At 63.2% G+C, this 20,371-nt stretch carries 17 protein-coding genes; 6 read left to right on the forward strand and 11 right to left on the reverse strand.

Features of this window, described 5'->3' with window-relative positions; genetic code table 11:
• Positions 1–5: 5 nt before the first annotated feature.
• From AC0L2R_RS13495 to AC0L2R_RS13505, 3 genes are all read left to right on the forward strand, one after another.
• Complete coding sequence (locus tag AC0L2R_RS13495) at positions 6–800, forward strand: iron-sulfur cluster assembly protein (RefSeq protein ID WP_473509465.1); 795 nt, start codon at positions 6–8, stop codon at positions 798–800.
• Between the two features lie 76 nt (positions 801–876).
• Positions 877–2,508: a chaperonin GroEL gene (groEL, locus tag AC0L2R_RS13500; RefSeq protein WP_473509467.1), complete on the forward strand. Its 1,632-nt coding sequence runs from the start codon at positions 877–879 to the stop codon at positions 2,506–2,508.
• Positions 2,509–2,546: 38 nt separating this feature from the next.
• Entirely contained in the window at positions 2,547–3,590 is a 1,044-nt protein-coding gene (locus AC0L2R_RS13505; protein WP_473509469.1) for an NAD(P)-dependent alcohol dehydrogenase, read from the forward strand.
• A gap of 180 nt (positions 3,591–3,770) precedes the next feature.
• On the opposite strand, the gene AC0L2R_RS13510 is transcribed toward AC0L2R_RS13505, so the two are convergent.
• From AC0L2R_RS13510 to AC0L2R_RS13520, 3 genes are all read right to left on the reverse strand, one after another.
• On the reverse strand, positions 3,771–5,846 hold the full coding sequence (locus AC0L2R_RS13510) for a sigma-54-dependent Fis family transcriptional regulator (RefSeq protein WP_473509471.1): 2,076 nt from the start codon (positions 5,844–5,846) through the stop codon (positions 3,771–3,773).
• A 78-nt stretch (positions 5,847–5,924) separates the two neighbouring features.
• A complete protein-coding gene (locus AC0L2R_RS13515) occupies positions 5,925–6,398 on the reverse strand; it encodes a hypothetical protein (RefSeq protein ID WP_473509473.1) in 474 nt (157 codons plus the stop codon).
• A gap of 267 nt (positions 6,399–6,665) precedes the next feature.
• Positions 6,666–7,316, reverse strand: coding sequence for a GntR family transcriptional regulator (locus tag AC0L2R_RS13520; protein ID WP_473509474.1), 651 nt, complete (start codon positions 7,314–7,316; stop codon positions 6,666–6,668).
• Positions 7,317–7,515: 199 nt separating this feature from the next.
• Between AC0L2R_RS13520 and AC0L2R_RS13525 the strand changes: the two genes are divergently transcribed.
• From AC0L2R_RS13525 to AC0L2R_RS13535, 3 genes are all read left to right on the forward strand, one after another.
• Complete coding sequence (locus tag AC0L2R_RS13525) at positions 7,516–8,910, forward strand: malonyl-CoA decarboxylase (RefSeq protein WP_473509475.1); 1,395 nt, start codon at positions 7,516–7,518, stop codon at positions 8,908–8,910.
• A gap of 22 nt (positions 8,911–8,932) precedes the next feature.
• On the forward strand, positions 8,933–10,453 hold the full coding sequence (locus tag AC0L2R_RS13530; protein WP_473509477.1) for a malonate--CoA ligase: 1,521 nt from the start codon (positions 8,933–8,935) through the stop codon (positions 10,451–10,453).
• A gap of 222 nt (positions 10,454–10,675) precedes the next feature.
• Positions 10,676–12,025: an SLC13 family permease gene (locus AC0L2R_RS13535; RefSeq protein WP_128172146.1), complete on the forward strand. Its 1,350-nt coding sequence runs from the start codon at positions 10,676–10,678 to the stop codon at positions 12,023–12,025.
• Positions 12,026–12,189: 164 nt separating this feature from the next.
• Here the strand turns inward: AC0L2R_RS13535 and hutC are convergent, their stop codons facing one another.
• From hutC to AC0L2R_RS13575, 8 genes are all read right to left on the reverse strand, one after another.
• Positions 12,190–12,924: a histidine utilization repressor gene (gene hutC, locus AC0L2R_RS13540; protein WP_287307349.1), complete on the reverse strand. Its 735-nt coding sequence runs from the start codon at positions 12,922–12,924 to the stop codon at positions 12,190–12,192.
• Positions 12,921–13,943, reverse strand: a complete 1,023-nt coding sequence (locus AC0L2R_RS13545; RefSeq protein WP_473509479.1) for a zinc-dependent alcohol dehydrogenase — start codon at positions 13,941–13,943, stop codon at positions 12,921–12,923. The genes hutC and AC0L2R_RS13545 overlap by 4 nt, the downstream gene beginning before the upstream one ends.
• 6 nt (positions 13,944–13,949) lie before the next feature.
• A complete protein-coding gene (hisD, locus tag AC0L2R_RS13550) occupies positions 13,950–15,272 on the reverse strand; it encodes a histidinol dehydrogenase (RefSeq protein WP_473509481.1) in 1,323 nt (440 codons plus the stop codon).
• Between the two features lie 35 nt (positions 15,273–15,307).
• Complete coding sequence (locus AC0L2R_RS13555; protein ID WP_473509483.1) at positions 15,308–16,108, reverse strand: ABC transporter permease; 801 nt, start codon at positions 16,106–16,108, stop codon at positions 15,308–15,310.
• Positions 16,105–17,049 carry an ABC transporter permease gene (locus tag AC0L2R_RS13560; RefSeq protein WP_027156433.1) on the reverse strand — a complete coding sequence of 315 codons (945 nt, stop codon included), beginning with the start codon at positions 17,047–17,049 and terminating at the stop codon, positions 16,105–16,107. The genes AC0L2R_RS13555 and AC0L2R_RS13560 overlap by 4 nt, the downstream gene beginning before the upstream one ends.
• Positions 17,050–17,177: 128 nt before the next feature.
• Positions 17,178–18,284 carry an ABC transporter substrate-binding protein gene (locus AC0L2R_RS13565; protein ID WP_473509484.1) on the reverse strand — a complete coding sequence of 369 codons (1,107 nt, stop codon included), beginning with the start codon at positions 18,282–18,284 and terminating at the stop codon, positions 17,178–17,180.
• Positions 18,285–18,319: 35 nt separating this feature from the next.
• A complete protein-coding gene (locus AC0L2R_RS13570) occupies positions 18,320–19,465 on the reverse strand; it encodes an ABC transporter ATP-binding protein (protein WP_473509486.1) in 1,146 nt (381 codons plus the stop codon).
• A gap of 115 nt (positions 19,466–19,580) precedes the next feature.
• Positions 19,581–20,354 (reverse strand): SDR family NAD(P)-dependent oxidoreductase, encoded by a 774-nt coding sequence (locus AC0L2R_RS13575; RefSeq protein ID WP_473509487.1) that lies wholly within the window; start codon positions 20,352–20,354, stop codon positions 19,581–19,583.
• Positions 20,355–20,371: the final 17 nt, after the last annotated feature.

The raw sequence follows: 20,371 nt of genomic DNA on the forward strand, positions 1-20,371 counted from the left end.
GAACGATGGCAACCGCCTTTTCCGGTAGCCGCGAGAATGAGCTCTGGCGACGCCTTGGTGAGGTCAACGATCCGGAGCTCGACGAATCGATCACCGAGATGGGCTTCGTCGAGCTCGCCGCAGTCGCCGACGACGGCGGCGTGCAGGTCGAGTTTCGCCTGCCGACCTACTGGTGCTCGCCCAACTTCGCTTTCCTTATGCTGGACGGCGTCTGCAAATCGCTCGACCAGCTTTCGTGGTCGCCTGCCTATCGGGTGAAGTTGCACGACCATATGTTCGCGGAGGAGGTAAATCGCGGCATAGAGGCTGGCAAGGCATTCGGCGAGATCTTTGGCGAACTTGCTGGCGACCTCGATCTCGCAGGTCTGCGGGAAACGTTTGCGATGAAGGCGTTCAAGCGACGCCAGGAGGCAGTCTTGCGCGGCCTCCGGCAGCACGGTCTGACAGATCGGGAAATCCTCGGCATGGACCTGCCGGCGTACGACGTCGCGCGGTTCGAACCCGGCGAAGCGGCCAAACAGAAGCCGAGGTATAGGTCGGCTCTGCTTGAACGCTTTCCCGACCGCCGGGCGGATGAGCCTGTCTTCGTGACATGGGAAGGGCAACCGATACCGGCCCATGCACTCAGTGCGCATCTCGCCGAGCTGCGCAGTGTGCGTATCAACATGGAGTTCAACGGCGCGCTTTGCCGTGGGCTCAAGCAGACCAGATACAAGGAGCTGGATGTGGTCGACGGCGAACCGACACTGGTCGATTTCATCATGGATCGCGTGCCGGCACGAGCCACGCCGACCGCCTGAAGCAGAGCCGAAAACAACGGCCTCCCTCGCACAGGCCCCTAACCAACAACCCGCCCGTAAGGCGGAAGGAGGAATCATGCCCAAAATAATGCTTCACAACTCCGACGCCCGCCGCGCTCTCGCCCGTGGCGTCTTTCGACTGGCCGCTGCCGTCGAGCCTACGCTCGGCCCCAAAGGCATGAACGCCATGATCGATCGGCCGATCGGCACGCCGATGGTGACCCGTGACGGCGTCAGCATCGCCTCCGAGATCGAATTGCACGACCGTTTCGAAAACATGGGCGCGCAGGTCGTTCGCGAAGTGTCGATGCAAACCAACGAGGTCGCCGGCGACGGTACCACGACTGCCATCGTGCTCGCCAACGCTCTCATCCAGGGCGGTGTGGAGGCGAATGAACGCGGCGCGAAATCCGTCGATCTGTGCAAGGGCATCGACCTTGCCGTGACAGCGGTGGTGGCGGCGCTCAAGGCTTCGGCCAAACCGGCTAAGGGCAACGGCATTCTCGCCTCGGTCGCCAACATTGCGGCGACCAATGCCAAGCTTGGCGCACTGGTGGCGGAAGCCCACCAGCGGGTGGGGGCCGAAGGCGTCATCACCACGGACTTCAGCGTCACCACCGAGACCACGCTCGATGTGGTCGAGGGCATGTCCTTCGACCGCGGCTATCTCTCTCATCACATGGTGACTGACCAGGAGAAGATGGAGGCTGTTCTCGAACGGCCGTACATCCTGATGACCGATCTCAAGATCAAGCAGCCCGAGGCGCTTGATGCGGCTCGCCGCATTGCCGCCGAGGATGGTCGGCCGCTGCTGATCGTGTCCGAGGAAATGTCGCCGGAAGTTGTGGTGACGCTGCTCGGTAAGCAAGGACCTGGAAAATACCTCGTTGTCCATCCGCCGGAATATGGCCATTGGCGCAAGGCGATGATGGAGGATCTGGCGATCATCACCGGCGGCAAGGTGATCGCGCGCGACCTCGGCGGTCGGCTGGAGGACATCAGCGCCGACGATCTCGGAACGGCTGACCGGGTGAAGACCAGTTCGTCCTACACCTCGATCATCCGCGGCGGCGGCGACCACGCGGCAATCGCGTCGCGTCGCGCTCAGGTGCAGCGGCAGTTTGAAGCTTCGCCGCCGAATATCGATCAGGACAAGTTGCGCGAACGCCTGGCCAAGCTTTCCGGCGGCACCGCGATTCTCTATGCCGGCGGTGTCACGCCGGTCGAGCAGAAGCGAACCATTCAGCTCATCGAGGATTCGCTGAATGCGGTGCGCGCCGCATCCGAAGAGGGCGTGGTCGCCGGAGGTGGCTCGGCGCTTGCCCAGATCGCGCCGCTGCTCGACAGGGTGGCGGCAGACGTCGATGGCGATGTCGCCGAAGGCGTGCGCCTGGTGCGATCGGTGCTGTCGCGGCCGCTCTGGCGCATAGCCGTCAATGCCGGCGCCGATCCCGAGGCGGTCGTGGCGGAAGTCACGCGCATCAACGGCGGCTACGGCTACAACGCGTCTCTCGGCAGCTACCAGAACATGTTCGAGGCAGGGATCATTGATCCGGTCCGCGTCACCTACACAGCACTCGCCAACGCAGCTTCGGTGGCGACGCTGATCCTGACCACCGAAACGCTGATCGGCCATCTCGCCGAGGACGAGGACCCGACGGCCGGACCGGCTCGCGGTGGCGGCTCTGAAAAACTCGGCCGCGCCTGAAGCAATCCGAACAATCTCGACGTTGAAAGGATACGACGATGAAAGCTGCCAGACTGTACGAATACGACCCGCGTATGAATGTCCAGCTCAGGGTCGAGGAGGTCAAGGCGCCGACCATTACCGCTCCCGACGAGGTCATAGTGCGGGTAGGTGCTGCCGGCCTCTGCCGCACCGACCTCCACATCATCGAGGGTGTGTGGAAGCCGACCATGGATCCAGAGGGGACGCTGCTGCCTTACATCATGGGCCATGAAAATGCAGGCTGGGTCGAGGAGGTCGGCAGCGGCGTCAGGTCGGTCAAGCGCGGTGACGCCGTGATCTGCCACCCCTTCCGCTCGTGCGGCATCTGCCTCAACTGCCGCCACGGCGAGGATATGTACTGCGATAACGGCCAATTTCCGGGCCTCGGCATGAACGGCGGTTTCGCGGAGTATTTCATCACCAGCGAGCGTTCGTTGATCAAGCTGAACGCCAACGTCACACCGATCGAGGTGGCGCCGCTTGCCGACGCCGGCATCACCGCTTATCGCGCCGCCAAGCGCGCCGCCAAGCTGCTGCGACCAGGGAGCTATTGTGTGCTGCTCGGCATAGGCGGGCTCGGCCACATCGCGCTGCAATCGCTGCACGCGATCTCGGGCTGCCGCATCATCGCCGTCGATCGCGAGCCGGCAGCACAGGTGCTGGCCAAGGATCTTGGCGCCGACTTCGTCCTCGATGGCGGACCGAACGTCATCGAGGAGGTCAGCCAGATCACCGGCGGGGGCGCCCATGTGGTCATCGATTTCGTCGGCGAGCTCGGCGTCGAAAACATCTGCTGGAAGATGGTGCGCAAGGGCGGGCAACTGTTCGTCGTCGGCTATGGCGGCAATATCAATGTGCCGACCGCCCATCTCGTCATCGAGGAGATCAACATCGGCGGCAGCCTGGTCGGCAATTTCACCGAGCTTGTCGAATTGATGGAGCTCAACGCCGACGGCAAGGTGAAGATGCACTACACCGAATACAACCTTGCCAGCATCAACACCGCGCTCGACGATTTCAAGAACCGTCGGTTCACCGGTCGCGGCGTCATCGTGCCCTGAAATATATGGGCCGGATTCGCGCGGTCGGGTGCGGTGTCCGGTCACATCAAGAGGGAGAGAAAGGGTCCGGGCGGCAAGATCGGCGCGGCTGTGGTGATTTCGCTGACCATTGGCATGACTTTCCCCAGCCAGTGGCGCGAATGCCGCGCGGCGCTTTTGTGCCGGTGACGGGTTCTGATCCTAGAGGAAACCGCGGCGGATGCCGTATTGGTCGAGTTTGCGATAGAGCGTCGGCCGGGAAATGCCGAGCCGCCGCGCGACCCGACTGAGATTGCCGCCCTCGGCTGCCAATGCGTTCTTCATCGCCTGGCGTTCCGCCTCGACGAGTGTGCCTCCAGGCGACTCGGCCGACAGGGTCTTGCCATCATCGGACGTGGCGCTGGGCGCCGCGATTTCACCGGGGAGATCGTGGAGCCCGATATCTCGGCCCCGCGCCAGGACATGCAACCGCCCGATGAGGTTCTTCAGTTCGCGTACATTGCCCGGCCATTGATAGGCGAGCAGGGCATCGAGCGCTTCTCGCGAAAATTCCAGCGGGTCCTCGCCCGCTGCGGTGGCGATCTGCCGGTTGAAATGTTCGACCAGCAGCAGCACATCCTCGCCGCGCTCGCGCAGCGGTGGAACAGTGATCGAAACCGCGCCAATTCGATAGTAGAGATCGCGGCGGAATCGGCCTGCGGCAATCTCCTGCTTGAGATCGCGATTGGTCGAGGCGACCAGGCGCACATCCACCGGGCGGCCCCGGCTGTCGCCAATGCGGTTGACCACGCGCTCTTCCAGGACACGCAGTAGGAACGGCTGGATCTCGAGCGGCAATTCGCCGATCTCGTCGAGACTGAGGACGCCGCCATGGGCGAGCTCGAAAACCCCCGGTTTGCCTTCACGCGAGGCGCCGGTAAAGGCGCCGGCGACATGGCCGAACAACTCGCTGCCGAACAGGTCCCTGGTGATCGCCCCGCAATTCATGGCGATGAATGGGTCGTTCGCCGTGCGCCGGCTGCCGGCATGGACAAGCCGCGCAAACAGCTCTTTCCCGACCCCTGTTTCACCCTCGACCAACAGCGATGTTACGCTGCTCGACCGGGCGACGCGGCAGGCGACGTCGATGGCGGCATGCAGCGCTTCGCTTTCGCCGACGATCATGGCGACAGCATCCTGAAGATGCTTGTTCACTTCCCGCTGGACCACCGCCGCACTGGAGACTGCCGGCACGGAAGGGAATACCAGCGCCGCGCCGCGGAGGTCGCCATCGAGCTTGAGCGGGGTGATATGGCAGGATCGCAGATGGGCCGGCAGCGCCCTGGCAAGGTCGGCTTCGGAGCCGGAGGACGGAAGGTTCATCAGCCAGCGGCCACGGCCTGGCTCCATCGGGCCGTCCATCATCTCAGTGGCCTCGCCATCAGGCACATTGTTGCAGAAGATGGCACGACCGCGGTGGTCGACGATTACCAGCCCGTCCTTTCGGCGGTAGCCGGGAGCCGATGAAATGAAAGCTTCGAGCAGGCGCGTGCGCTGTTCCTGCTGCTGTTCGGCCAATGCCTTTTCGATCTGCCGGGCTGTCGCGGCGACGAGCGCGGTGTTGTGCGGCCTGAAGATCGGCGAATAGCCTGACAGGTCGACCACACCGATGATCTTGCCGTCCAGCGGGTCGCGAATCGGCGCGCCGGCGCAGGTCCAGGATTTGATGCCGGCACAGAAATGCTCGGCCGCATGCACGAAAGTCGGCTCGCCGGTCCACAGCGCCGTACCGATGCCGTTCGTCCCGACGGCATCCTCGTTCCATTTGCCACCGATGGCAAGGTGGATATCCATGCCGTCATGCAGCGTCTTCTTGTCGCCGATGGCGTCGATCAGCACGCCGTCGCTGTCGGCCAGAACCAGCATCGCGCCGGTCCCGTCCAGTAACTGGCCAAGCGAGGCGAACGACCGCCGCGCCGCCGAAAGCAGTTCTGCATTGGCCCGGGTAAGATATTCGATTGCGTCGCGATCACTGCTCAGCGGTGCTTCAATGCCTTGAGCGTTGATGCCGCCGGTGACACTGCGGTACCAGGAATCGTGAATGAGGGAGCGGACGTGGCTTGGGTGGACTGGATCGCCGGCGCATTTGGGCTCGTCAGCCAGAAAACTTTCCCAGGCGCGCATGGTGGCACGCTCGTCATAGTCGATGTCGCTCAGAGCCATTTGGCCGGTGGCCAGCGACCTACGCGCCGGAAGCGCATCGATCTTCATCTGATTGGGGGCTATCTCGCGTTTCATTCAGTCATCACAGAACCTTTGAGGTATGCCATTTCTGTATGCTGTCGCGTTCGTAGGAAGCACGCCCATGCCTGTCGCTCAGTCGATGCCGAGTTTCGCGCCGATGTCGGCGGCAAGCTGCTCTTCGGTGTAGGTGGTGGCGAGGCGGGATCCGTCCATGTCGGCAAGCGCCTCGGCAACGATTTCGTCGACCGGCGAGAAGAAGCCATTCTGCTTTGTTGCCAGCACGAAGACCTGGTCGCCGCCGCGGTCGCGGATATCGCCGATGTGATGAAGTTGGCGGCCGGTGTTCCGATCCTTCGAAATGACGCGGCCGTTCATGGTGACTTGGATGGACGGCTTGGCCTCGGCAACCGGTGCCGCGCCGCCACCGACATGGATGATCAGGCCTTCCGCCTTTGGTTGCTGTCGTGGCTTCCTGGAAGCTGAATAGCCGCCACCGCTGATCTGATCGGCAAGACGGACGATGGTCGAGCGGTTCTGCTCGATCAGTCTTTTGACTTGTGCGTCCTCGCGCCGCGGGCCATCCCGCTTGGAGATAATCTCGACCATGAATCCTCCCAGATCCGCTCCGCGTCGCCGTTTCTACGGCTCAATTCTTCTTTTGCAGTGAACCCTACACCGCCTCGGCGAAGTTCGCCATTCATATCAAGATAGCGCCAAAATTTGCTTTGCTGGTAGCAGGCGGCTGCTACACGGGATTTCAGATAATCGGAACGCCCGCTTGCTCAGATGCACGCCGCTGCCATGCCGGCCTCGGCATGCGGCTTGGCCTCATTGAGGCGGCGGTGAAAGGCGAGAGGCTCGACTTGCGACGGACTATCTGCTCGCCAGCGTCGCTACAAGATCGCTGAAACGCTCGCCCTGGATGCTGACATGCTGGCGCAGGAGCGTGCGCGCCTGCTCCGCGTCGCCGGCGAGGATTGCTTCCACGATCGCGCCATGCTCGGTGAACGACGTGGCAACGCGGTTGCGAACGCGCAGTTGGAGGCGCCTGTAGGGCTGCAGGCGGCGGTGCAGGGCGACGCACTGCTCGGCCAGAAAACCGCTGTGGCTGGCAGCGTAGATAGCTTTGTGAAAGCGCTCGTTATCGTAATAATAGGCGTCGCTGTCGCCGGCCGAAGACGAACGCTCGCAATCTGCATGCGCGGCCAGGATCGTGGTGCGATCGGCATCGGTGAACCGTCGCGCGGCCAGCGAACCGGCCAAGCCTTCAAGTTCCGCCATCACCTCGAACATTTCGAAAATGCGGTGCGGTCCCGGATCGATCACCACGGCACCCCGGCGCGGCCGGATCTCCACCAGCCCGATTGCGTTCAACTGCATCAGCGCCTCGCGCACCGGCGTCCTCGAGACGCCGAAGCGTGTTGCCAATTGCACCTCGTCCAGTCGTGCACCGGGGGCGAAGTCGTTCGAGATTATGCCGTTTTCAATCTCGTCACGTAGGCGCTGAACGACATTCTCCGACATTTTCTGGGCCTTCCAATGCAGCACAATAAATCTTGTATGCAAGAACGTTGACTTTGCGCACAAGAACGTTTAAGAACAATACCACGAAAGGCAAGTCGGACACAAATGGGTGGACGCATCCGGGCACCGGCACGCGTCGAGGCCGCGCGGCGGGTCTGCTTGCGCCGATTTCGATTTTTTTGCCAGGAGGGACTCCGACATGGCAGGCATCTCGTTCTTTAGCGATATGGTGCAAAGCATTACCGATCGCGGCCGCAGGCTGGTTGCGGCAGGCGCGCGCAGCGAACCGGTCCAAGCCGAGACGAATATCGAAACACTCTGCGACATGCTGTTGTCGAGCCGGGGCGAGGCCTCGGGCATGGCATTGGCCGCAGAGGTCCTTCGGCGCTGGGCCCAACTGGACGCGGCCGGTCAGCAAGACTTCGTGCGCATGCTGCACGAACAGTTCGGCCCAGACATCGCCAAGCTTGACAAAGCCATCGAGCGCTACCGCAGCGACAGGAGCTCGGACGCCGTCATCGAACTGCACCAGGCCGCCGAGCCGCGTCGCCAGGAACTGGTGCGCAGACTGAACCTGGCCCCCAAAGGCACGGCAAGGCTGGTGGAGATGCGCGAGCGCCTATTAGCCATGAAGGATGCGACGGAACCGTTTCGCGCCGTCGATGCCGACTTCGCCCACCTGTTCGGCTCATGGTTCAACCGCGGTTTTCTGACCCTGCGTCCGATCGACTGGTCGACGCCGGCCGACATCCTGGAGAAGATCATCAGATACGAGGCGGTGCATGAAATCGCCGGCTGGGAGGAACTGCGGCGGAGGCTAGCTCCAGCCGACCGCAGATGCTTTGCGTTCTTCCACCCGCGTCTCGCAGATGATCCGCTGATCTTCGTCGAGGTTGCGCTGACCAGGGCGATTCCCTCCGCCATCGCTGATGTGCTCGATGTAAACCGTTCGCCGATCACGGCCCAGGACGCCACCACCGCTGTCTTCTATTCTATCTCCAACTGCCAGGACGGACTGCGTGGCATCTCTTTCGGGAATTTTCTGATCAAGCAGGTGGTGGAGGATTTGCGCCGCGACCTGCCCGGCTTGAAGACCTTCGTGACGCTGTCGCCGGTTCCGGGTTTCGCTGGCTGGCTGGCAAGACTGCGCAAGGCGGCCGATGCCAGCCTCGATGATCGGACCCTCAAGACGCTCGAGCTGCTGGACGATCCGGGCTGGGCGGACAATCCGCAGAAGGCACAGGCCGTTGAAGCGGTGCTTCTCCCGCTCGCCGCACGCTATTTCATTAGGGAACGGGCCACCGGCAGACGGCCGGTCGATCCTGTGGCGCGTTTTCATTTGGGCAACGGCGCTCGCCTTGAACGGCTGAACTTCCTCGCCGATCGCTCCGCCAAGGCGATGCGGCAGTCCCACGGCTTGATGGTCAACTACTTTTACAAGTTGGACGACATCGAGGCGAACCACGAAGCCTTGGCGCAGCATGGCGAAATAGCCGCTTCGCCGGAGGTGAGAAAACTGGCGGCAACCGCTTCGACCGACACCGATATCGCGGCCCCGATTCGTCGACGCCGCACAGAAATGCAGAAAACCTAACAAGCAGATTGGGAGGAGTTCAATGAGCAATCATCTGTTCGACGCCATGCGAGCATCCGCCAAGTCAGGCGAGTCGATTTTCATCGAGACTATTGATGGTCAGCGTTGGACCTATGCAGATGCGCTGCGGCTCTCCGGACAGATCGCCAGCGCAATTGATGTGCTCGGCGTTCGCCCGGGCGACCGCGTCGCGGTCCAGGTGGACAAGAGCCCGCAGGCTCTGATGCTCTATCTCGCATGCGTGCGCTGCGGGGCGATCTATCTGCCGCTGAATACCGCCTATACGCTGACTGAACTCGACTATTTTATCGGTGACGCGGAACCGCGGCTCGTCATCGTCTCCTCGAAGTCGCGAACTGATGTCGAGAGGATCGCGCACGGCTACGGCGCGATTGTCGAAACGCTCGATGCGGACGGCGCCGGGTCGCTCATGGAGTTGGCCCGGGACGAGTCTGACGATTTTCTCGACGCGGCGCGCGCGCCTGACGATCTCGCCGCGATCCTGTACACATCTGGAACCACCGGCCGTTCCAAGGGCGCAATGCTGACGCACGACAACCTTTTGTCCAATGCAATAGCACTGCGCGAATGCTGGCAGGTGACGGCAGCCGACCGGCTGATCCACGCGCTGCCGATTTTTCACACGCATGGGCTCTTCGTGGCGACCAATGTCACGCTCATCGCCGGCGCCTCGATGTTTCTGCTGCCAAAGTTCGATCCGGAGGAAATCCTTTCTCTGATGCCGCGGGCGACGCTGATGATGGGCGTGCCGACCTTCTATGTCCGGTTGCTGCAGCATGAGGGCCTGAACCGGGAGACGGTCGCCAACATCAGGCTGTTCATCTCCGGCTCGGCGCCGTTGCTCGCTGAAACGCACGCCGCATTCAAGCAGCGCACCGGTCACGCCATCCTCGAACGCTACGGCATGACCGAAACCAACATGAACACCTCAAACCCCTATGACGGCGAGCGAAGGGCAGGGACAGTAGGTTTCCCACTCCCGGGCGTGTCGGTGAGGGTCACCGATCCGGCCACCGGCGAGACGCTCGGACCAGGCAAAACCGGCATGATCGAGATCAAGGGCCCGAACGTTTTCCGGGGTTATTGGCGGATGCCTGAAAAGACCGCGGCGGAGTTCACCAAGGACGGCCATTTCATCAGCGGCGATCTCGGCAAGATCGATGAGGCAGGCTATCTCCACATCGTCGGCCGCGACAAGGACCTGGTGATCTCCGGCGGCTACAACATCTACCCGAAGGAGGTCGAGGGTGAGATCGATCAACTCGACGGTGTCGCCGAGAGTGCGGTCATCGGCATTGCACATCCGGATTTCGGCGAGGGGGTGACGGCCATCGTGGTGCTCAAGCCCGGTGCCACAATGGACGAAAAGGCGGTGCTGAACGCGCTGCGCGACCGCCTTGCGCGCTACAAGCAGCCGAAACGGGTGATCTTCGCCGAGGACCTTCCGCGCAATACCATGGGAAAGGTGCAGAAGAACCTTCTGCGCGACCGGTTCAGCAACCTTTACATGCCCGCCTCCTAGAGCATGATGCCGAAAAGTGTGAAGCGGTTTTCGGACGACATCATGCTCTATCTCTTTGATTTAGAACCAGATTCAGATTTCAGGTCAACTCCTGAAATCATCCGGCTCTAGGAGGCGCTGACGACCCTGCGTTGGTGCTTGGGAGCGAGACCAACGCAGGCTGATCTACCACCGATGGAAATGAGAACGGGCGCCTGAAGGCGTTTCCCGAGGGAGGAAGCTATGAACATTCAGATTCTGTCGATTGCGCTGCTGATCGGCATGTTCGTGATCGCCACCATGCAGCCGATCAACATGGGCGCGCTCGCCTTCGCATGCGCCTTTCTGGTCGGCTCGCTCGTCATGGCTATGAAGCCGGCGGAAATATTTGCTGGCTTCCCGAGCGATCTCTTCCTGACATTGGTCGGCATTACTTACCTGTTCGCCATCGCCCAGATCAACGGTACTATCGATTGGCTGGTCGAGGGCGCGGTCAAACTGGTGCGCGGGCATGTGGCCTGGATTCCCTGGGTCATGTTCCTGGTCGCGGCCGTCATCACCGGCTTCGGTGCGCTCGGACCTGCGGCGGTCGCCATCCTGGCCCCGGTGGCGCTGGGTTTTGCGTTCCAGTACCGCATCAATCCGGTCATGATGGGATTGATGGTTATTCACGGTGCACAGGCGGGCGGCTTTTCGCCGATCAGCGTCTATGGCGGCATCACCAACCAGATCGTCGAAAAGGCGGGGTTGCCGTTCGCGCCGACATCACTGTTTCTCTCCAGCTTCTTCTTCAACCTGGCCATCGCCGTCCTCGTATTCTTCGTCTTCGGCGGCTCGAAGGTGCTGCGTAAGTATTCGGTCGCGTCGGGACCGCTGCCTGACCTCCACCCCGAAGGCGTGACGCAGTCAATCGTCGGCCACGGCGGCACGCCGGCTACTCCGATCAGCCATCACGTCTTTGAGGAGCAGACAAAAAATGTGTCGGCGCTTTCCGGCCTGACTACGGAAAGGCTGACGACATTAGTCGGCCTAACCGCGCTCGCGGTCGGCGCACTTGTCTTCAAGTTCAATGTCGGCCTGGTGGCGATCACCGTCGCGGTCGCGCTCGCGCTCCTCTCGCCGAAGACCCAAAAGGCAGCGATCGACAAGGTCAGCTGGTCGACGGTGCTCCTGATCGCCGGCATCATCACCTATGTCGGCGTCATGGAGAAGATCGGCACGATCGACTACGTCGCCCAAGGCATTTCAAGCCTGGGCATGCCGCTGCTGGTTGCACTCCTCCTCTGCTTCACCGGCGCCATTGTATCGGCATTCGCCTCGTCCACGGCATTGCTGGGAGCCATCATTCCACTGGCCGTGCCCTTCCTCCTGCAGGGACAGATCAGTGCCATAGGTGTGGTTGCGGCGATCGCGATCTCCACCACCATCGTCGACACCAGCCCGTTTTCGACCAACGGTGCGCTGGTCGTCGCCAATGCCCGGGAAGCAGAGCGCGAGGGCGTGCTGAAGACGTTGCTGATCTACAGCGCGCTTATCGCCATCATCGGCCCTGTCATCGCCTGGCTGGTTTTCGTGGTCCCCGGTTTGGTTTGAACGGTCGGCCAATCAGTCTGGCCGCTCCGGTGCAATTTGACCGGCGGCCAGGCTTGACCCGAAATGATCTGATCGGCGGCGGCGCAGGCGGAGCTGATTGCCTATCAAGGCAGCCGTTTGGCCGATAGCGCCGCCGCCCGCCCTGCCTGGCGGGCCGTCGCTGCTCATGCGGCGGGTGAGGGCGCGTAGCGGCTGCCCAGCGAATAGCGGCTGCCGACATAGGTGAGCTTGTTGACGGTGGCGACCGCCGCGCCCGACCAGGTCCGCCGATGCAGGAGCAGGCAGGGGTCGCCGGGTCGGATCATCAAATGGCGGGCCGCCATCTCTTCTGCGGCGACGGCCGAGATCACATGCTCCACTTCCGTCAGCGGCGTCGCCCGCTGCAGGTAGTCGTAAGTGGTGGTCGCCACGAAATCTTGCCGATGGTAGTCGGGTGCGAGCGCCGGATTGACAAAGCGTTCCTCGAGCTGGACGGGCACATCGTCTTCGAAATGCACGATGATCGAATGGGCGACCGGTCTGCGGCGCGTGAACTCGAAGGCGACGACGAGGTCCAGCGCCGGATTGCGGATCTTCTCGAGGACGATGACCTCGGCCCTGTGGCGTGCGCCGCGCGCGGCGATCTCGCCGGCGATGTTCCTGATTTCGATGAGGGCCGATTGCGGTTTCGGCGGCGCCACAAAGGTGCCTACGCCCTGGATACGCAGCAGGTGGCCTTCCGAGGTCAGTTCCCTCAGCGCCCGGTGCACCGTCATCCTCGAGACGCCGAGCGTGCTGACCAGCTCGTTTTCGGAAGGCAGCCTGCGGTCCTTCGGCCAGTTGCCGCTGCCGATATTGCCAAGCACGTAGTCCTTGACCTTTTCGTAGAGCGGCCCGGCGGTTTCGGTAAGCCTGATCATCGTCCGCTCTCCATCCGGACGATGGTCTTCAACCCGCCGCTCACGCCGGCGATCAGGCGCTGGTAAGCGGCGGGAATTTCGCCGATCGCGATCTCGTCGGACACGAAGCGCGACAGCGCGGGCGCGAGATCGCCAAGCATCGAGACGGCCGGCGCAAGCTCGTCGGCGAAGGCGTGGCAGCCGACAAGCGCGATCTCGCGCTCGACCAGCAAGTTGGGGTCGAGGTCGAGGCGGCCATGCGAAATGCCGACCAGCGCCAGCGTGCCGCCGCCGGCCAAGACATCGAGCAGCCGCGCCATCACCGCCACGCTGCCCGTCGCGTCGATGGCATGGCGCGGATTGGGGGCATGGCGCAGATTGGGATCACAGGGCAGGGCGTCCAGGTCGACGACGGTCGCGCCGCTCACCTCGGCCACAAGCTCCGCACGCGCTGCATTGCGGTCGGCGACGAGCACCGGTCTCTCGCTGCGCCGCGACAGGAGCAGCGCCGCCAGCCCGCCGATCGGGCCGCAACCGGCAATAAGCACCGGCGCCCCGGCCGGCGCCGACAGCCGCCGCACTGCGTGCAGGGCGACCGCCAGCGGCTCCGCCATGGCGGCGATTGCGGGATCGAGCATGGGGTCGTGGCGCACAAGCAGCCGCGCCGGCAGCTGCGTCTCTTCCGCGAAGCCGCCGTCGCAGACCTCGCCTACAAAGCCCAGTGTGGCACAGACATTATGCCGGCCGCCGCGGCAAGCAGGGCATTCGCCGCACCAGAAGCGCGAATCGGCCACAACCGGGTCTCCGAGCGCAAACTGGGACACGCCGGCCCCCACGGCAGTCACTTCGCCAGCGAACTCATGTCCGGCGACGCTCGGCGCGCGGCTGATCCACTGACCGGTCCGGAAGTTGTGGAGGTCGGAGCCGCAAATGCCGGCGGCCGTCACCTTGAGCCGCACCCAGCCAGGCGCTGGTTCGCCGGGAGATGGCACGTCCTCAACCCGCAAATCACCCGCCGCATGGAGTCTGGCCGCCTTCATCGTCCGCTACCGCGCCAAATATCGGTCGCGCACGTCGGAGACGGCGTGTTCATGCGAGGAGAAGCCTTCATAGCGGGCAAGTGTGCGGGCATGGCGCGCGAATTCCGGATAGGCCGCGGCCGTCACGTAGCCGATCGAAGAGCGTTTGACGAAATCCGTGACCGAGAGCGGTCCACAAGTACGCGCCCAGCGACTGGTCGGCAGCACGGCGTTGGGGCCTAGCCCGAAATTGCCGATCGAGACCGGCGTGTGCGGTCCCATCAGGATCTCGGCAGCTTCGGTGATGTGGCCAAGGTGCGCGAAGGGGTCGGTGGAGAGGATCTCCAGGTGCTCCGGTGCGTAGTCGTTGATGAAGCGGTAGCTCTCCTCGATCGAGGCCGTCAGCACAATGCCGCCACAGGCGCCGGTCAGGACCGCGGTGGAGAACGCGACCCGTTGCTCGCTCATGCGCGCCCAGTGCTCCGGCAGCGCCGCCAGTGCCTCCTCCGCCACGCGGCGGCTGTGGGTCACCAGATAGGCAGACGAGTCCGGTCCGTGCTCCGCCTCGATGAGGAGGTCGAGCGCGGCCAGCCCGCCATGCACGCTGTCGTCGGCGAGGATGATCGCTTCGGACGGGCCGGCGGGAAGGCCAGGGTCGATGACGCCGGCGAGCAGCCGCTTGGCCGCAACCACCCAGGGGCTGCCCGGACCGACGATCTTGAGCGCGGCCGTGACCGTCTCTGTGCCGTAGGCGACTGCGGCCACCGCCTGCGCGCCGCCGCATTTGTAGACCGTTTCGACGCCGGCGAGGCGCGCCGCAACCAGCGTCGCTGCGTCCACCGAACCATCGGGCGCCGGCGGCGTGACGATGGCAAGCTCCGGGACGCCCGCCACCACTGCGGGCACTGCGGTCATCATTGTCACCGAAGGGAACGCCCCTTTGCCGCGCGGGACATAGAGCGCCACCGAGCGGATCGGCGTGAAGCGGTCGCCGGCAAAGGCGCCGGGCCGCATTTCCTTGAGCCACATCGCTTCCGGTTTCTGCTCTTCGTGGAAATGCCGGATGTTGTCGATGCCGAAGCGAATGGCGGCGATCACGTCCTCGTCGACCATGCCGAAGGCGGCGTCGAACTCGGTGGGGCTGACCTTCAGTCGCCTGGCATCGAGATCTGCCTTGTCAAAGTCGCGGGCGAAGCGAACGAGCGCGGCGTCGCCTTCTGTTCGGACCGCCTCGATGATCGGTGCGGCCTTCTCCATAAAGCCAGAGAGATCGGTCTCTGAGCGCCGCATCAATGCCGAACGAGCGGCGGCGTCGAGTTGGCTCAGATCGTGGAATGATACGTTTGGCATAGGATTTCCTTTGCGGCCCGACGAGCCGGCTTTCCTCATTTCGATTTCAGGAAGATGTCGAGCCCGACCAGCCTGTCGAGCAGGAAAACGGCGACGGCCGAGCAGGCGATGAAGACCACGGAGATCGCGGCGAGATCCGGCGTGATGATCGAGCGGATGGAGTTGTAGATCAGCACCGGCAGCGTCACGATGCGGGCATCGACGAGCAGCAGGCTGACCAGGAATTCGTTGAGCGCAAGGATGAACATCAGCAGCGAGCCGGTGATCACCCCCGGCATGACCGCCGGCAAGGTGACGGAGAAGAACACCTGGAGCGGCGGCGCGCCGCAATTGGCGGCGGCCAGTTCAAGGTCCGGGTCAAGCCCGGTGGCGCTCGCCGTCACCGCCCAGATCATGAAGGGCAGGTTGATGACGCAGCAGGCGATGCCGACTGGCCAGAGCTGGCCGAGAATGCCGGCGTTGCCGAAGATCAGCATGAGGCCGATGCCCGATCCGATCAGCGGGATGGTGAATGGCAGCAGCAGATAGATCTGGATCGTCTTCTCAAAACGCACCGCATATTTCGCCAGCGCGATACCGGCCAGCGTGCCCACTGGAATGGCAACGATCGTGCAGACCGTCGCGACCTGGAGCGTGCGCAGGAAAGCGTTGCGCAGGTCGGAGGCCTGCGAAATACGCGCGTACCACCGCAGCGACAGTCCATCCGGCGGAAACGTAATGATGTTGCCGCCGGTAAAGGAAGCGCCGAGCACAACGATCGTCGGCGCCGAAAGCGTCACCAGGGCGATCGTCACCAGGGTCCACAGGACAATCGATTTGCTGCGCGAGCCGATCACGCCCGCGACCTCCCCATGGCGAGCGTTCCGGCTCCAAACAGCGCGAACACCAAGCCGACAAGGATTGACCCGAGAGCGACCAGCATAAGCGCCAGCATCGCGCCGAGACCCTGGTCGGAGGTGCGGAAGAACTGGTCGTAGATGGCGTTGGCGATAAAGTCCTGCGAGCCGCCGCCAAGGATCGCAGGGACTGCGAAATCGGTGAGCGAAAGCGTCAGCACCACCACGCCGGCGCCGACGAAGCCTGGACGAGCGAGTGGCAGCACGACGTGGATGAACGTGCGAACCCAGTTCGCGCCGAGCGATCCAGCGGCTGCTTCCAACTCTTCGGGAATGGCGGTGAGTGCCGGCGCCAGCATCAGTACGGCAAACGGCAGCATGTATTGCACGAGGCCGAACAGCACGGCGGGGTAGTTATAGATGAGCCGCATCGGGGCCACCCCGACAAGGCCGAGCGCCTCGTTCACCATGCCCTGGTTGCCGAGGATGATCAGCCAGCCATAGGCACGCACCACCTGGCCGATGAAGAACGGCAGGAACAGCGCGATCAGCAGGAATTTGCGCAATCCCGGCGAACGCGTGCGCACCATCAGATAGGCGTAGGGAAAGGCGAAGACGAGCGTCACCGCGGTGACGATCAGGGCGGCAACGAGGCTGCGCTGCGCGACGACCAGGAACAGTGGCTCGGTCAGCGCGCGGCGGAAATTGGCGATGGAATAGTCGTCGGAGAACTGGAAGGTGGTGGTGTCTAGCGTGCGCAGGCTGGCATCCGCGATCTGGATGAGACCAAGCACGAGCAGCCCGACAAGCAGCACCGCCGGAAGCAGCATCAGATAGGGCGTAGCGCGCCTGAACCGCGCCGGCCAGATAGCGGCGGCAACGCCTTCCAACGCATCCATGATGCGCCATGTCAGGGGATAGGCTGTCCTGGCTGCCCGCATGAAAATCCGTATCCGACGTCGTCAAGGAGCCGGTGCCGCGCTAGAGCAATTCCAGGAAAAGTGTATAGCGGTTTTCCGTCCGGAATTGCGTAAAAACAAAGAGTTAGCGCAGCACCGGCCGACCGGCGTCAGCCCTGCATGATCGCCTTGAACTTGGAAAACCACTCGCTCTCATTCTCGACCTGGATCTTCGACGAGATGCGGATGAGGCGCTGGAAATCCGCTTCGGTGGTCGGATAGGACGGATCGCCCACCAGATCCTTCGGCGGCGTGAGGCCCGGCACCACGCCCGGCAAGCCAAGCCCGTCCAGCCAGATCTGCTGGGCTTCCTTGGTCAAGGCGTGATTGATGTACTGCTTGGCCCAGTAGAGTTCGTTTTCCGGCAGGCCCTTGGGGATCCACAGACCGTCAGTGTCGAATTTTGCACCCTCTTCCGGCACCACCCATTCGATTTTGACGCCGTTCTTGCGCGCCTCCCGGGCGTTGGTCGAGATGGTGCAGGCGGCGTCGATCTCGCCGTTCTGGAACCAGGTGGTGAAGTCGGGATCCTCGCCCAGCAGCGGCTGCTGTGCCTTCATCTTGGTGATGAAATCCCACGCCGGCTGCATGTTGCCGGGAATGTCCTCCAGCTTGCCACCACCGGCGACCTGGGCGGGGAAATGGAAGCCGATGCCGTCATTGTAGAAGGCAAGCCGACCCTTGAACTTCGGGTCGAGCAGATCTTTCCAGGACTTGGGCGGTCCATCCGGGAATGCCGCAGGCCGATAGGCAAGCACATAGACATAACCGTAGGTATTGACGATCGGGAAGCCTTCCAGGCCGGCCGGCTTGGCAAGGTCCGTCACATTGGCGAGGTTCGGCAGGTCGGAGAGGTCTTCCGTCACGCCGCGCAGTGCCGATTTCGTGGCATTGGTGGTGGTGTCCCAGTTGATATGGATCGGCGGGACGCGTTTCTGCGCTACGGCCGCCCAGACCTTGGGCTGAATCTCGTTGTCTTCGGTCAGGTCGTGACGGACAGCAATCCCCGTCATTTTGGTGAAGCTGTCGGACACGCCAGCCTTCAAACTATCCACCCAGCTGCCGCCCCAGGCGCGCACGATGATCTCCGCCGGCTTTTCCGGCTCCTGCGCATAGGCGCCGCGCAGGCCGAGCGCCGAGGCGCCGCCAAGCGCGGCGGTGGCCTGAAGGAAGGTTCTGCGGGAAAGATGGGATATCTTCGGCTTAAAGCGCTTCATCTGCATTCTCCTCTGGGTTTGACCGGTTTCCGGTTCTATCGAAAAACAAGCATGTCCCTGGCGTTCCACCCCAGGAACACGCTTTCGCCTATGTCGAACTGCGTGTGCGCGGCGGGATCATGGTCGAAAACGCGAATGACCTCGTCGCCAATCGCGGCGCAGGCGACCTCGTAGACCATGCGCTCGCCTTCGAAGATGGTGTCGGTGACAGTTCCGGCCAGCATGCAATCGAGCTTCGACAGCTGCGCAGCATCGCCGGCGAGACGGATCTGTTCGGCGCGGATCGCTCCCGATGCCTTGTCGCCCTCGGCAGGCGGATTGACCGGATCGCCGACCTTTCCGGCAAGCATCAGATCGCCCCGAAAGATAGAGACGTCGCCCGCTTCCGATACGGCCCGTACCGTGCCGGCAATGAAGTTGGTGACGCCGATGAAATTGGCGACGAAGGCGTTGCGGGGCTGGCGGTAGGTGTGGATCGGCCGTGCCTTCTGCTGGATCTCGCCCTGATCCATGACGACGATATCGTCGGAAACCACCAGCGCCTCGCGCTGGTCGTGGGTGACATTGATCGTGGTGACGCCGAGCTCACGCTGGATGCGGCGGAATTCGAGCTGCATTTCCTCGCGCAGCTTGCGGTCGAGTGCGGCGAGCGGCTCGTCGAGAAGCAGCAGGTCGGGCTCAAACACCAGCGCGCGCGCAATCGCGACGCGCTGCTGCTGCCCGCCGGACAGTTCGTGAATGCGCCTGCCGCCGTAGCCTCCGAGCCGGACCAGCGCGAGATATCGCTCGACGCGGTCGGGAATGGTGCGTGCGTCGCGCCGACGCATCTTCAGTGGGAAGGCGACATTCTCGGCCGCCGTCATATGAGGAAACAAGGCAAGTCTCTGAAAGACCATGCCGATCGACCGCTTGTGCGGTGGCACCGCGCTCACCGCTTCACCGTTGATGAAGATCTCGCCGCTGCTCGGGGTCTGGAACCCGGCGATCATGCGCAGGAGGGTTGTCTTGCCGGACCCAGACGGCCCGAGAATGGTGAGAAACCGGCCCTTCGGCAGATCGAAGGACGCATTCTTGACGGCTTGAACCCCATCGAAGTCCATCCCGACGTTGCGGACCGTGACGGCGATTTCCCTGTCGCCTTCCGCTTCGTGCGAAGCTGCGGCCCGAAAACGCTCCTGCATTGTGGTTCCCCTTTTGTCGCCGGTCGCATGCAAGAACGTCCAGCGTGTCAGGTGGTATATACAACCATATACAAGCTCGGTCTACACAGTCCTCGTTGCGCCGCATCTCAGTCGCTCAGATGGATGCGAGATAGCCGCCGTCGACCGGGAGGCAATGCCCGGTGACATAGGCGGATGCCCCGCTCGCCAAAAACACGACGGCGCCGGCCAGATCCTGCATCGTGCCGAAGCGCCGCTGAGGGATCTTGGCCAGCATCGCCGTCTGCCAGTCGGGATCCTGGTAAAAGGCGTCCGTCATCGCCGTATGGAAATACCCCGGAGCGATGGCGTTGACGCGGATGCCGAGCGATGCCCATTCCGCGGCGAGTGCGCGGGTCATGCCCAGAAGCCCGGACTTGGACGAGCCGTAGGGCACCGCGGTCGGAATGCCGACATAGGAGGTCAGCGAGCAAAGATTGATGATCGCGCCACCGCTGTTGTCGTCAGCCATCCGCCGCGCCGCAGCCTGCGCGCAGAAGAAGGCGCCCTTCAGATTGGTCGATACGATGCGGTCCCATACCGCCTCGTCCACGTCGAGCGAGGGCTGGACTTGTTCGTAGCCGGCGTTGTTGACCAGAATGTCGAGCCGACCAAAGGCATCCGCGACCTCGTCGACCACCACGCGGATGCGATCGGTGTCGAGCACGTCGAGAGACCGGCAAAGCGACCTTCGCCCATGTGCGCTAATTCGGTCCGCCGTTTCACGAAGGGAATTTTCGTCGCGGGCGGTCACCGCCACATCGGCGCCGGCCGCCGACAGCGCCTCCGCCAATGCCTGGCCGATGCCGCGGCTGGCGCCCGTCACCAGCGCCTTTTTTCCCGTCAGGTCGAACAGGCGAGCGGCGTCCATGGCGGTTTCCTGCATTC

The sequence above is a fragment of the Mesorhizobium sp. WSM4820 genome, from assembly GCF_055811075.1.